The organism is Empedobacter sp. GD03797 (assembly GCF_029842105.1).
GTDB classification, from domain to species: Bacteria; Bacteroidota; Bacteroidia; order Flavobacteriales; family Weeksellaceae; genus Empedobacter; species Empedobacter falsenii_C.
In genome coordinates, this window is sequence record NZ_JAOCFS010000001.1 from 213,900 (window position 1) to 226,444 (window position 12,545).

At 33.1% G+C, this 12,545-nt stretch carries 19 protein-coding genes; 11 read left to right on the top strand and 8 right to left on the bottom strand.

The genetic code is table 11. The features are described 5' to 3' along the window. Window positions 1-2 precede the first annotated feature (2 nt). The 6 genes from N5D90_RS01250 (at window position 3) to N5D90_RS01275 (ending at window position 2,802) form a co-directional block, all read left to right on the top strand. Entirely contained in the window at window positions 3-323 is a 321-nt protein-coding gene (locus N5D90_RS01250) for a hypothetical protein (RefSeq protein WP_280061298.1), read from the top strand. A gap of 114 nt (window positions 324-437) precedes the next feature. After that, a complete protein-coding gene (locus N5D90_RS01255; protein ID WP_280061299.1) occupies window positions 438-857 on the top strand; it encodes a hypothetical protein in 420 nt (139 codons plus the stop codon). Then, the gene (locus N5D90_RS01260) at window positions 848-1,054 is read left to right on the top strand and encodes a hypothetical protein (RefSeq protein WP_280061300.1); all 207 of its coding nucleotides are present in this window, start codon (window positions 848-850) and stop codon (window positions 1,052-1,054) included. The genes N5D90_RS01255 and N5D90_RS01260 overlap by 10 nt, the downstream gene beginning before the upstream one ends. 64 nt (window positions 1,055-1,118) lie before the next feature. Continuing rightward, the gene (locus N5D90_RS01265; protein WP_280061301.1) at window positions 1,119-1,829 is read left to right on the top strand and encodes a minor capsid protein; all 711 of its coding nucleotides are present in this window, start codon (window positions 1,119-1,121) and stop codon (window positions 1,827-1,829) included. 5 nt (window positions 1,830-1,834) lie between these two features. Beyond that, on the top strand, window positions 1,835-2,416 hold the full coding sequence (locus N5D90_RS01270) for a hypothetical protein (RefSeq protein WP_280061302.1): 582 nt from the start codon (window positions 1,835-1,837) through the stop codon (window positions 2,414-2,416). Window positions 2,417-2,469: 53 nt separating this feature from the next. Further along, window positions 2,470-2,802, top strand: coding sequence for a hypothetical protein (locus tag N5D90_RS01275; RefSeq protein ID WP_280061303.1), 333 nt, complete (start codon window positions 2,470-2,472; stop codon window positions 2,800-2,802). Here the strand turns inward: N5D90_RS01275 and N5D90_RS01280 are convergent. The 8 genes from N5D90_RS01280 to N5D90_RS01315 form a co-directional block, all read right to left on the bottom strand. Continuing rightward, window positions 2,732-3,169: a hypothetical protein gene (locus N5D90_RS01280; RefSeq protein WP_280061304.1), complete on the bottom strand. Its 438-nt coding sequence runs from the start codon at window positions 3,167-3,169 to the stop codon at window positions 2,732-2,734. The genes N5D90_RS01275 and N5D90_RS01280 overlap by 71 nt on opposite strands. Then, entirely contained in the window at window positions 3,169-3,699 is a 531-nt protein-coding gene (locus N5D90_RS01285) for a phage virion morphogenesis protein (RefSeq protein WP_280061305.1), read from the bottom strand. The genes N5D90_RS01280 and N5D90_RS01285 overlap by 1 nt, the downstream gene beginning before the upstream one ends. Before the next feature lie 135 nt (window positions 3,700-3,834). Next, window positions 3,835-4,029: a hypothetical protein gene (locus N5D90_RS01290; RefSeq protein WP_280061306.1), complete on the bottom strand. Its 195-nt coding sequence runs from the start codon at window positions 4,027-4,029 to the stop codon at window positions 3,835-3,837. A gap of 123 nt (window positions 4,030-4,152) precedes the next feature. Continuing rightward, on the bottom strand, window positions 4,153-5,073 hold the full coding sequence (locus tag N5D90_RS01295) for a minor capsid protein (protein ID WP_280061307.1): 921 nt from the start codon (window positions 5,071-5,073) through the stop codon (window positions 4,153-4,155). Between the two features lie 74 nt (window positions 5,074-5,147). Beyond that, window positions 5,148-6,461, bottom strand: coding sequence for a DUF935 family protein (locus N5D90_RS01300; protein ID WP_280061308.1), 1,314 nt, complete (start codon window positions 6,459-6,461; stop codon window positions 5,148-5,150). Window positions 6,462-6,463: 2 nt separating this feature from the next. Then, entirely contained in the window at window positions 6,464-6,877 is a 414-nt protein-coding gene (locus N5D90_RS01305; protein ID WP_280061309.1) for a phage protein Gp36 family protein, read from the bottom strand. Between the two features lie 50 nt (window positions 6,878-6,927). Continuing rightward, window positions 6,928-8,436 (bottom strand): hypothetical protein, encoded by a 1,509-nt coding sequence (locus tag N5D90_RS01310; RefSeq protein WP_280061310.1) that lies wholly within the window; start codon window positions 8,434-8,436, stop codon window positions 6,928-6,930. Further along, window positions 8,436-8,897, bottom strand: coding sequence for a transcriptional regulator (locus N5D90_RS01315; RefSeq protein ID WP_280061311.1), 462 nt, complete (start codon window positions 8,895-8,897; stop codon window positions 8,436-8,438). The genes N5D90_RS01310 and N5D90_RS01315 overlap by 1 nt, the downstream gene beginning before the upstream one ends. Window positions 8,898-9,070: 173 nt before the next feature. Between N5D90_RS01315 and N5D90_RS01320 the strand changes: the two genes are divergently transcribed. The 5 genes from N5D90_RS01320 to N5D90_RS01340 are packed head-to-tail and all read left to right on the top strand — an operon-like array spanning window position 9,071 to window position 12,545. Beyond that, window positions 9,071-10,045 carry an HK97 family phage prohead protease gene (locus tag N5D90_RS01320; RefSeq protein WP_280061312.1) on the top strand — a complete coding sequence of 325 codons (975 nt, stop codon included), beginning with the start codon at window positions 9,071-9,073 and terminating at the stop codon, window positions 10,043-10,045. A 16-nt stretch (window positions 10,046-10,061) separates the two neighbouring features. Beyond that, entirely contained in the window at window positions 10,062-11,009 is a 948-nt protein-coding gene (locus N5D90_RS01325) for a hypothetical protein (protein ID WP_280061313.1), read from the top strand. Further along, window positions 11,009-11,539, top strand: coding sequence for an N-acetylmuramoyl-L-alanine amidase (locus N5D90_RS01330; RefSeq protein WP_280061314.1), 531 nt, complete (start codon window positions 11,009-11,011; stop codon window positions 11,537-11,539). The genes N5D90_RS01325 and N5D90_RS01330 overlap by 1 nt, the downstream gene beginning before the upstream one ends. Further along, window positions 11,539-11,871 (top strand): hypothetical protein, encoded by a 333-nt coding sequence (locus N5D90_RS01335; protein ID WP_280061315.1) that lies wholly within the window; start codon window positions 11,539-11,541, stop codon window positions 11,869-11,871. Before N5D90_RS01330 ends, N5D90_RS01335 begins: the two co-directional genes overlap by 1 nt. Continuing rightward, window positions 11,868-12,545 carry a hypothetical protein gene (locus tag N5D90_RS01340; RefSeq protein ID WP_280061316.1) on the top strand — a complete coding sequence of 226 codons (678 nt, stop codon included), beginning with the start codon at window positions 11,868-11,870 and terminating at the stop codon, window positions 12,543-12,545. The genes N5D90_RS01335 and N5D90_RS01340 overlap by 4 nt, the downstream gene beginning before the upstream one ends.

Genomic DNA, 12,545 nt, shown 5'->3' on the forward strand with positions numbered 1-12,545 from the left:
ATATGCAAAAAATAAAGTTTGAACTAAAAAATGATGAATTGAATATCATTAATCAAATCATCGAGAACAGAATAAACCAGCAAAGCCTTCCAACGCCTGAAACCAAATTAGTAGAATCCATCATTTATGAATTGGCGGATAAGATGCTCAAAAAATTCATAACAGAGCGAATGAATGTGAAGGCTTTTAAAATCAGTTTAAAATACCATCAAGCGTATGCACTTCATTTTATTTTAAGAGATTTTCAGCAGGTTGAATCCGAAAGTCCATATATCAATATGGTAGTTTTAAAAATCGCAAACCAAATACACGAGCAATTATGATAACAAATCAATTTTTAATAGGAATTTTAGCAGGAATAGCAATAGCTTATTTCGTAGAAAAGCTGAGAGGCTTGATAAAAGAATTATTTATTTACCGTGAAATAATGAGAAAAGATGAAGGGGAAAAAATACATCATAACAAGTGATCACTTTACAGGTGAAGTGATTTATGAATACAATCTTAATGGTTGGTTAATTCTTTTTCAACATAACATTTCTAACACGATTGTAGGAATTGTAAAGTTCTTTTATACCAATATACCTTACACATTGGATAAGATGGAAGAATGGAAACAAAAAGCCAAAGACTTTAAAGTCGAAGAGATACCAGCAGATTTGAGTTTTGACCGATTTTGGGAAGAATACGGAAAGCATGGTACAAAATCCGTTGCAAAAAAGAAGTACGAAAAGCTAAAACCATTAGAACAATTGGCTGCTTTGCTTCATCTACCCAAGGAACGTGATAAAAAGAAAATAGACGGTACAGCGATGCCGTATGCTGAAACATACATAAACCAAAAGAGATGGGAGTAACATTGAATGTTGAGCTTTTTAAGAAGTTGCAAAAAGCAAAGAAAAAAGCAGATGCACACGCAATGAATGTTGATGTTGCAATTCTATCTTTGCAAAATATATGTGATCATGAATGGGTTTCTGATCCATTAGCAGGACAATATGAACCATCTTATTGCAAAATATGCGGTAAAGAAGAAGAAAAGCCACTCAACTAGAGTGGCTTTTGTTATTTAAAGAAAATATATATCTTTATAAAAGACTTTTCGTAAAAAATATATAATGAGTGATTCAAATAAACAACCTGATTGGGCAGATTTATTAGCAGCTCAATGGATGGATACAATAAAAAACAATATTTCAAAAGACGCTAATAATATACAGAAAGATCACATAAATAAAATTCCAAAACCGATAATTGGAGAAATTAATTTTGATCAACCAGACTATCTTTTGAGAAAAATTTTATTAGAAAATAACTGGCAATTTTCGGCAGCTAAAACGTCAGATGATAATATTTTGTTAAACAATTTATTATTAGATGGAAATAGCAATTTGAAGAACTGGAATAATTTTAAATATGATGCGATAAACATATGCAACATAATCGAAATTGATTATAATTTATTACAAAAAGATTATAATACCATTGTTGCAAGCGCTCAAATGAGTCGACTTTGGTACGAAATTCAACGAGATAAAGCCATCTTTCCATTTGTTCAATTTTTAGTTGTACAGGATGATCATACAAGTAAAATTTGTAGTTCTTTACATAATTTAATATTTTCTGTTGATGATCCCGTTTTGGCATGTTATTTTCCTCCAAATCATGATGGTTGTCGTACAACAGTTAAAAAATTACGTTATGCAGTACCGTCAAGAGATTATACCTTGCCAGAAATTTCTGAAAAATTTAAATATAATATACCTCAAATAGTGAATAAAATATTTGGAGATACTTTTCTTAATCCAAAAAATACTAATTTTAAATAAAAAAAATGAAATACTTATACTTACTATTGTTGTTATCATCTTTTTGCATCGGCCAAACAACAGTAGAATATTCAAGATTAAAAGATGAAAATATAGCAATTTTTAACTTTAATAAAACAGAAACAATTGTCATGTTTGGTGATGATAATTTAATATTCAATGATTATAAAAATTCAGTATTTACAACACAAATAGATAAAGAAGGTTCATCATCTTTGTTAAGTTTATTTTTCTTAAAACATGGAGCAAGTGAAAAACTTTTCAATGAATATATTTTATCTGGTGAAGATGCAGAATTAAACAGATTATATGAGTATATGAATACAATTATACCTGAATCAAATGGAGTTGTGTCTCAGAGTACAAAAAGAACTTTTGTAAATGGATATCCTGCTTTGTGTGTCGAAAGAATAAAGAATACAACAAAATCAAATCAATTGAGGATTGATTATGTCATTTCAGCTATTGATAGATTAATATTTGTATCTATTTTAACAGATATAGTTGATATGAATTTAGTAGAAGAGTATAAGAAATCGTATGGTAATTTATGGCAATCATTTGTTGAACAAAAAATTATAATCTAACCACAATAAACCCCAATTTGCAAATCAAGTTGGGGTTTATTAATTTTGTAAACATGCAAGCCAATCAATCTGTAAATATCAAAAAAGGACGTAATGAGAATCTTATTGCTGATCGCAATAAGCTGTTGACTGCGCGCTTTTATTTTTACAGTTCATTGAATGGTCTGAAGTTCTCTAAATGCTTAGAAAACTTAGAGAAAGAATTCTTTATCTCTCAATCGCGCATTGCAGATTTATTGGCTGCTCACACCGATTATATTTGTCATTTAGAAACAGAAAACTTCACAACAACTACGCTGAAAGATTACTTTCCGTTTATGAATTGGAGCTATCATCATGGAAAGATGTCTCAAACTGGAGCACAGTTGTTTTTAGACCTTGCCTAAGTGTTTCATTTCGCATCGATTTTCGTTCGAATGGATAAAATTCTTCGTTTCCGAAACCTTGTAATTTCTTGTACACTTTTTGGCGTAATCGCAAAAATTCTAATCCTTGACTTCTAATTTCTTTTGGAGCTAAACTATTTGTTTCTGTAATTGCTTTAGTGACAATCGTTAATTTGATAGTTGCCCTTACTTCTTGTAATAATCGACTGATATTGTTTGTTGTTGGATAATCTATCGATACCAAAACAGCAGGATAGCTGATTGGAGGAACTTCAACCATTAATTGTCCAAAATCTAAATCACTAAATTTTATTTCGTTGATTTCATCTAATTTTTCTAAAATTAGCTCGTATAATATTTCTTCCATTATTTGAATATTTTTTTAAGTTCCAGTATTGATGCACGACGTAAACGTGCTTTTAAATAAGGCGAATCTTTGTCGCCACCAATGTATTGACGCTTTGGTATATTTTGATGAATCGTACGTTGATGTTCTTTTACCTGTTGCGTTTTTCCGTTTTTCATTTTGCGAGTAAATGCTCTAACATTTTGGTCAACTTTTCCACGAAAACCAAAATTGTGAGCACGTGCATAAGGTGTATCTGCTCCTCCAGCTCCAATATATATTATCCCATTATCAATATCTTCTCTAACAACTTGAATACTTCGCTTTAATTGACCTGTTTTCATCAATAAAGCACGCCCTGTTTCATCAGGCTTCCCCCATTTTGTTGGGTTTTTTCGTTTTTTCCATACTTCCTGAGAATTGCCGCTCCAAGCTTCTTGATCAAAACTATTTAATGAAAAATTAATTGCTTCATTTGCTAATATTGGAGGTAAAATTCTAATTGTATCTGCCAACTTCTTTTGTAATTTACTGATTCTGTCTGTTACCATTAAAATAGTGTTTAAAAGGTTTTTAAATCATAATTAAAAATGTTGTATATTTGTACCAACGGGATTTCGATTCTGTGCCCCCTTTGACTTAGGTTAAAGGCAGTAGGACTTAAGAAATTAAGTCCTACTTTATTTTTAATAGAATTTATCTTTATCAAAAATGTAGATCAACTTTCCTTTATGATCTATAATATAAATTCTTGTAGCTGTAATCTGAAATTCCTTTTTATCAAACAATTCACGCATTTGGGTACTAATCTGTTTTAATGGAATATTATGATTCATTTTAATCACAACATTATTTGATTGCTCCTGGCCATGTTTGATCATTCGACCAAGCTTTGTTTTCTTGAATTTACCTTCATAGCTTTCTAACTCCCAAAAATCAGAACCAACTTTTATATCAGTTACTTTTCCTGCAATTGGTTGCCCTTTAAAATGAAAATCAAAACTTCAATGTTGTGGTAAAATCTCAGGCATTATGTAGGTTTCTTCATTAAAATGTTCTTTCAAAGTTTTAGCTGCAACTTTTCGGTTTTCAAATTCTTGCTTTTGGCGTTCTCTTTCTACTTTACTCTTTGAGAATTTCTCAGCTAAATTGGAAATATGGATTCCATCTTCTTCGTAATATTCTAAATCACTTCCTAATTCTTTCGGTGCATTTGCGATATATTTGTTTTCACTTGTAAATACTTCACCTGTTTGCGCAACATTATTTTTAAAAGCTTCAGGAATTTCAGGTAAGCTGTAATTCTGAGATGGAACTCCGTATCGCAATTTTTTAACTGTTGTACGACAATTGAAATGATTAGGAGGAAAATAATACGCTAATACTGGATCGTCAACCGAAAAAATTAAACCATGTAACGGACTACATATTTCGCTGGTATGATCATCTTGTACAACCAAAAACTGAACAAATGGAAAGATTGCTTTATCTCGTTGTATTTCGTACCACAAACGGCTCATTTGTGCGCTTGCAACAATGGTATTGTATTCTGTTTTAAGATAACGAACCGAATCTCCAATGACTTTTTTTGCTTCATATAAAAAGTCGCTCCAGCTTCTTAATTTACCATTCTCATCTAATAACAAATTGTTAAGACGAACGCAATCATTGTAATTTTTAGCAGCAGAAAATTGCCACATATTTTTGCGCAAAACTTCACGTAAATAAAATTCTGGTGAATCAAAATCAACTTCTCCTAAAATAGAATTTACACCTTGTTCAAAGCGTTCTGCTTGTGTTTTGACAATTGGGCGTGAAACCTTATCTTTTGGTAAATCTTTATCCTTGTAAACTTCCTTTACCGTATCCATCCATTGAGCCGCTAATAAATCAGCCCAATCAGGTTGATTGTCATCAGAATTCAATTGATGCGAATGATTGCAATTTTCATAATCTTTTTCAAGAGCTTTCCAATCCAGCTCCTCGTATAGCGTGAGTTCTATCGAGGAGCTTTGTCGAAAAAATTCTTCAGCTTATTCCAAAAAGATAATTCTTGCGCTTGTACCTTTTTACCTTGAACAGATCTGCTCGTCTTTTTTTGATTCGTTTTTTTTGTTGCTTTTTCTTCTATTGGATCAGTTTCTTCTTCGTCTTCAGGAGTTGGTTCCTCTTCTGTTTCAGGTTTAGCTTTTCTATTTCCTTTTGGTAGTCCAAAATTTTCGTACCAATATTTTTCATCAATACCAGCTTCTGTTCTTTCGTCTACTTCAATTGCAATTTCTAATTGTTCTTTTTTTGATAATGCTTTTTCTTTCTCAGGAAATGAAAACCAACCACCTTTTACAGGATAACCACGTTTTTCAAGAATTGGTAAAAGTTTTTCATTTAAAATCCTTTGAATGTAACGTCTATCAGCTTTGTTGATATCGTTCTCTGTATCTCCATGAACTTTTCCTTGAGAATAACTCGCACCATCTTTTGTTGTCATGGTTTGGCCAATTAATCCAATTAGAATTTGCTCATCACACCATTTTAAAAATCCATCATGTACAACTGCATTTCCTGAAGTTTCACTCCCAATCGTTTTGATGTCTCCATTTTTCGACATGACAATAGAACCCGCAGAACCACGTTTTTGGAAAGCTGATTCCATTTCCTCGCGTCCTTTTTCATCTTCAGGATCGTATAGTCCTGCGAGTTGTGGGATGCCAAATAATTCACAAAATTGCGCATAATCTGCACCTCCATTCCGTTTAAAAATTGCATACGCCATCACTTTCATTGCTAAACCTAAATCATTATCCTTTCCAAGATTCAATAAGAAATCGTTATTCTCATATGAAATACCAACTGTATCAGATTGGTTGATTAAGATTTGCTTTGTTTCTGTATTTAAATGTCGACGGTCAATTAAATTGAACTTATATCCATTTGCAAAATCTAATTCTCCAACAGTTTTCCCTAAAAGAATTGTATTCATTGCTTCTTTTAAAGTTTCCTCAAATTCAGTTGTATCAATGAAATCCATCATTTCTTCAACCTCCTTTCCTTTTGTTTGAAAAACTATATCAGCATTTGTAATGGCACGAACTCGTTTATCCCATGCTTCGAAGAAAACAGGATCAGAATCCATAATCTCTTGAATTAATTCTATCAATGGAGCACGTCGACCTCTGTCTGCTTGTTTCATGGCATTTCGCCATTTCTCAATTCCAACACTACTACGTTGCGGTGGTTTTACAATTAATGTTTGTGATATATTGATTTGTTTACCGCTTTTCTGATTGGCTTTTAATCTATTTTTTCGTGTCATAATTAATAGTAATTAGTTCGTGGTGGGTTAGAATGATATGTGAAACTTGACGCTTTACTATCATCTAATTCTGTTTTTGGTGGTAATGTGGTTGGCATACCTTTGTATACTGCTGTCAACCAATCTACAGCTTGCTGATAACGAAACTTTTTGTCTTCATAATCAATACTTGGATTGGCTAAACCGATTAGTTCCCAAATTGCAATGTCTTTTACAATTTTTAAAAGCAAAGGATTGCGAGCTTTTCCAGTTGTTGCAAAAACAGCTTCAATATCATAATGCTTCATTAATTTTGAGGAAGCATATTCAATTGCCATGTCAATAGAAGCCAAAGCAATTGTTTCGTCGTTTCGTATGATTGCGCCTATTTCTTCTTCATAGGCGTGTGTTTTTAGTTCTTCAGGTGATAAATACATAATATATTTGTTTATACATTAAAGATAAATTTCAATGAAATCGTCTGTTATTAATATCTTTTTTGATTATGATGAGCAGTTATAACTATTGGAGGTCCGACATTCTCTTTTGCTTTATGATTAGCACGCCAAACTCCACCTTCTACTGCATCTGGACCATCATCATGAGCCCGTGATTTAATTGAAAGAGCTAAGAATTGATATTCCATTTCTTTCATGTGTGGATTATCTTTTAAAGCTTCATTAAAAATCAATTTATGATTAGAGTTCAATGGTTCTAAACTTGATTCAATACGATAGAATTTTTCAGGCTTTTTACGATCGTCAGCTTTTAAATGAAGTGTAAACCCATGACGCTTATTAGCCTTTTTAATTTCTTCTTTTAACATATCATCAATCCATGGCCACTCAATCCAGAAGTAAACAGGAACTCGATCATTTACCCAATCTAAAATTTCATATTGCCAATCCAACATCTCAGCAGTAGATGTTTGTTTACAGTAGACCTTTAATACGTGATATTCATCTTTCCATCTACCTATTAAAACAGTTGCTTTAAAATCTCCTTTTTGTTTATATGATGGATCGGTGTAAGCTGTTAAATATTTATAGTCCTTTAAAGGACGCATTTTGCCATAATGAAGCTTATCGAAAACTTTTCCTAATATTATAGGATTGTTAAAGTATTCTTTTTGACCTGATGCTTTTGAAATTTTTGATAAAACTCTATCAATATGTTCTTCTGAATTTTTAGACCATGTTGAACGTCCAAATTCATCACGTATATTAACAATTTCAAAATAATCTGATACTTGAATAGCTTTTTTAATACAACAGTTTTCTGCGATAATATTTCCATTCCATATTGCTAATAAAGGATTTGAAATTGAACGAGTACCATAAACAGCTTGCTCGAACCAATCCCATTTTTTATCAATCAAATCAGGATTTCGACATTCTTCGTCCGTATCAAAGTCATCCATAATGATACTGTCAGGACGTAATTCTTCATTACGAGCTCCACGAGGTGCTTGTCCAGCTCCAACAGCAATAAAACGAGAACCTGACTTTGTTGTGAAATCATCACCAGCCCACGAACCATAATTTACTTGATCGCCATAATCATTTCGTAATCGAGGGTTTTTCTCAAAAGCAAGTTTATAAGGTTTCAATAAACGTTCGGCAGCATCTTTTGTAGCAGAAATCATCAATGTAAATCGTTTGCGTCCTGTACAATGCAAATACATCATCACCAAAAACGTTACACCTGTTTTTGATAACTCACGCGACCAAGCATTAGTTAGATAGATTTCAGGGTTCTGAACAGCTCTTTTGATAAATCGCTTATGAAAATCTGTAAACTCTGCTGTACAGTACTTTTCGAAATGGTGTTTCATCCATTCGATTGGATCAGCTTCTAATCGTTTGATTCGTTTTTCTTTTTCCTCTTCAGGCTCTGAACTGTCAACGATGTCAGTATTCTGTACGGATTTATAGTATTCGTCCCAAAAGTCAAGAGCTGCTTTATCTTCTCGTGATTTTGTTGTAACAAATGCCATTAGCTTCTTAATTTTTGTTTAATAAATTGATCTACATAATTGGCAAGCAGTTTTGTGTCTTCAATATCATTTCGTCGTACAAAGTCTAAGAATTGAGTTAATGAATTGATGATTTCAGGAAGCATTGCTTTAGTTTCTAAATCTTTGATATCCTTTACCAATTGACGACGAACAGAAGCTTCTTTATGATCAGCAAATCGAGAGCCTTCGGGTTTGTTACGAATAAACTCGTTGATTTCGGCTAGTTCATCGTACATCAAAGCCATTTGTTCATCGCGTGTTAAGACAATGTTTCGTTTTAACTTCGTCCAATTCCCTTCTTTTTCCCATGCTCGAAGTGTCTTTTCACTCACTCCAGTACGACGTTTCAATTCTGTAAAATCCGTAACGTTTTCCTTGGTGAATAAAAGCTTCGCAAATTCCTCTTTTTCCTTGCGTTTTTCTGCTGTTAATCTTGCCATTTTCTTCTTATTATGTAGCAAAGTTGGCGTGTAAGCTTCAGCTAATAAATTACTTCACTTATGATACCCTAGAATTTGGGGTATGATACCCTGATTTTTCAGGTATCATAGATTGACTTTTTTTACAGGCGGTTTTTCTAACCAAAATTTGCATCAGAAACGGAATTAGAAAGATGAAAAAATCATATGTATTCAATGATGAATCAAAAAAGAATTCCTACGGTTTTAAAATAAAAACTGATGGGATTGATTTATCAGCAAGATTTAATACGAATCCAATTTGTTTAAACAATCATCAAAACGATACAAAGAATGTATTAGGAAAATGGATTGATGTAGAACAATTACAAGGGTTACTTGTTGGTAAACCTGAATTTGATACAGAGGATTTAGATGGTAAGGAGGTTGTTCGAAAAGTAAACAAAGGAACCATTGTAAGTGTATCTATGGGGATTTTCTTCGAACCTGAAGATATGGTTTATATCGATGGTGAATTATGGTTACTGAAATGTGAACTCTTTGAAGTGTCATTTGTAGCAGTTCCAAGTAACGCAAACTCTGTAACACTTTACAACAAAAAGGATGGTAAACAATATACAGATTCTCAGGTCAAACAATTGACTTTATCAATTAATAATCAACATATCAATATTCAGAATATGAAATTAATAACAACACATTTGCAACTTGCTGATGGAGCAGGTGAAATAGAAGTTTTAAATGCAATTAAAGCATTAGAACTAAAATACTCAACTGAAAACACCCAGTTGAAAACCGAAAAGGCTGAATTAAAAGCGAAATATGATGCAGTCATTGAAAAGCAAACTGCTGAATTAAAAGCTTCTTATGAAACAGAAAGAGACCTAGCAGTCAAAGATGGTCGTATCGATGAAGCTGGAAAAGCTCCAATCGATGAAATGGTGCTTAAATCAGGTTACGAAGCTGGTTTAAAATTATTAACAAGTTTACCTAAACGTACTCCAATTGCTGGTAAGCTCGAAACTCCTGCTGCGCAACTTGCAGCATTAGAAAAAATGAGTTGGGATGAATTAGACAAAGGCAATCACTTAGGAAAATTGAAAGCTGATAATCCTGACTACTACGCTCAACGTTTCGAACAACAATTCGGAAAAAAACCAAATCAATAATTTTTAAAAATCAAACATGGGATTACAAGTAGAATTTTGGCATGATACCATTCAAGAAAAGTTATTACAGGATAATACTTTCTTACAACATATTGCAGATGTATCATCTGACAATATTATTAATGGAACAATTGTTCATATTCCACAAGCTGGAGAACCTTCGAAGGTTGTAAAGAATAGAACATTGTTACCTGCGGCAGTTGCAGAACGAAAGGATTCGGAGATTTTATATTCAATTGATGAATATACAACTGATCCTGTTCGTATTAAAAACGCTGACACCGTTGAGTTGAGCTATGACAAACGTCGCTCTATCTTGGATCAAGATATAGCAAATCTATCGGAGGAAGTTGCAGAAGGTATGTTAACGAATATGGTTGTATCTCCAGTGGGAGACAATAAAGAATTACCATCTAAAAATATTTTGTTAACAGAAGGTGAATTAGTAGATGCAACCCTTCCTGGATCAACAGGAAAACGACATGCTCATGGCTTAAAAGATTTACAGCGTATGAAAGCATTGTTCAAAGCTCAGAAAGCTTGGACGGAAGGTCAAATGTATGCTTTGCTAACATCAGAAGCAATTGCACAAATGTTCCCTGTAGATTCTCAAGTTGTTGCGACATATATGGCGGCTACATCTGAAACTGAACGTAGAGCTGGTGTAATTTATAAAGTACAAGGCTGGTCGATTATGGAGCGTTCAAGTGTTTATGTAATGGATTCAACTTCAAAAGAATTCAAAGCATTTGGAGCAGTTGGAGAAGCAACAGATACAGAAGGGAATTTGTTTTGGAATAAAAACATGGTAGAGAAGGCAATTGGAACTACACAAGCCTTTGAAAGTATTGGTGATCCTACTTATTACGGTGATATCTATTCGTTTCTTGTAAGAACAGGAGGACGTGCAAGACGTAAGAATTATGAAGGAGTTGCAGTATTAATGCAAGCAGCAGGAGTCTAATGATTTTCTTGTTTGCAGGTCATCATAACAAAGATTCAGGAGCAATTGGAAATGATCTTAAAGAAGCTGACTTAACGAAAGAATTGAGAAACTTAGTTGTTTCTCAGTTCAAGAAGATAGGATTCAAAGATTATCAAATTGATGATGACAATGATACACTCTCTCAAGTATTGAGAAAGATTTTTCCTAAAAGTACTGATATCGTTTTTGATATTCATTTTAACGCATCAGCAAATCCAACTAGTACAGGAACAGAAGTTTTAGTTTCAGACGTTGCTTCTGTAAAATCGAAAAAGTTAGCAGCTGAAATTCTTACTGCTAATGTGGATGTGTTGAATTTGAAATCAAGAGGTTTAAAAACTGAAAGCGAATCAGCACGTGGAAAATTAGCAGTTCTAAACAAAAAAGGTTTAGCTGCTTTGACGGAAGTATGTTTTATCACAAATGCTCAAGATTTGGAGCGATATGAGAAAAACAAAGTGCAATTGGCTGAAAAGTATGCTAAAATATTAATTCAATTTAACCAGTAATGAAACCAGAACTACCGCAACCTTTTTCAATTCAAGATATCGAAAAACGCCCTAAAGCGGTAGTTATCTCACTATTAATCGGTTTGTTATTAATTACCTGTACAGTTATCGGTTTTCTATTCGTCCGTAAAGAAGATGATCAGGAACATTGCGAAGCAGAAAAACAGGCATTAATAAAAACAATTCTCGAAGAGCGAAACGACAGAATTCAACTGTACGAAGGGATGATATTTTATAAATCCGAAAACCAATCACTTCGAGAAGAAATGCAAACAAAAGATTCGATAGTACGAGATAAAACGGAAGGGTTCGTTAAAAAAATATTGAAATGAAAAATTTGATTACCATATTATTAGTCTTCATCAGTTGTGTTGCAACTGGACTAGCAATTAGAGAATGTCATCAGTCTACAAAACAAAAAGAACAGTTTGATGAACTTGTGAGTACAGGTGCCAAAGCGACCGTAATAAAAGAGTACATCCGAGATTCAATTGAACACGTCGTTTATCAGGATAAAATCATTCCAGACAATGAAGCTGCAAAGCGTTTAGCCATATCAAAGAGCTATGCTGATAGTCTTGAACAAGCGTTAAAAATATCGCTCAACAAAATAGACCAAGTCACAAAAGTAAACGCTGAGTTGAAAGCAAAAGTTCAATTAAAACCTAATGAAGCTAATAATTTGGTGTATCAAGATAGATGGCTAACACTTAATTATAATCAAGATAGCAATCAGGTAGCGGTTAATTATGATGTAGGTTTAAACATCGCACGATACAGCGATAAATCTTGGTTTTTAGGTAAGAAAACAAATTATATCGATGTCTATTCCGATGATCCAAGAGTTACCATAAAAGGCTTACAAACTTTTCGAGTTGAAGAAAAAAAAGAAAGCCCTTTAAGTGTTGGTGTTCAATTGGGATACGGAATCTATCAGCAAAATAACCAAATCAAAACAACGCCTTATGTTGGTTTAGGGCTCAATCTCAAACTATTTAATTTTTAG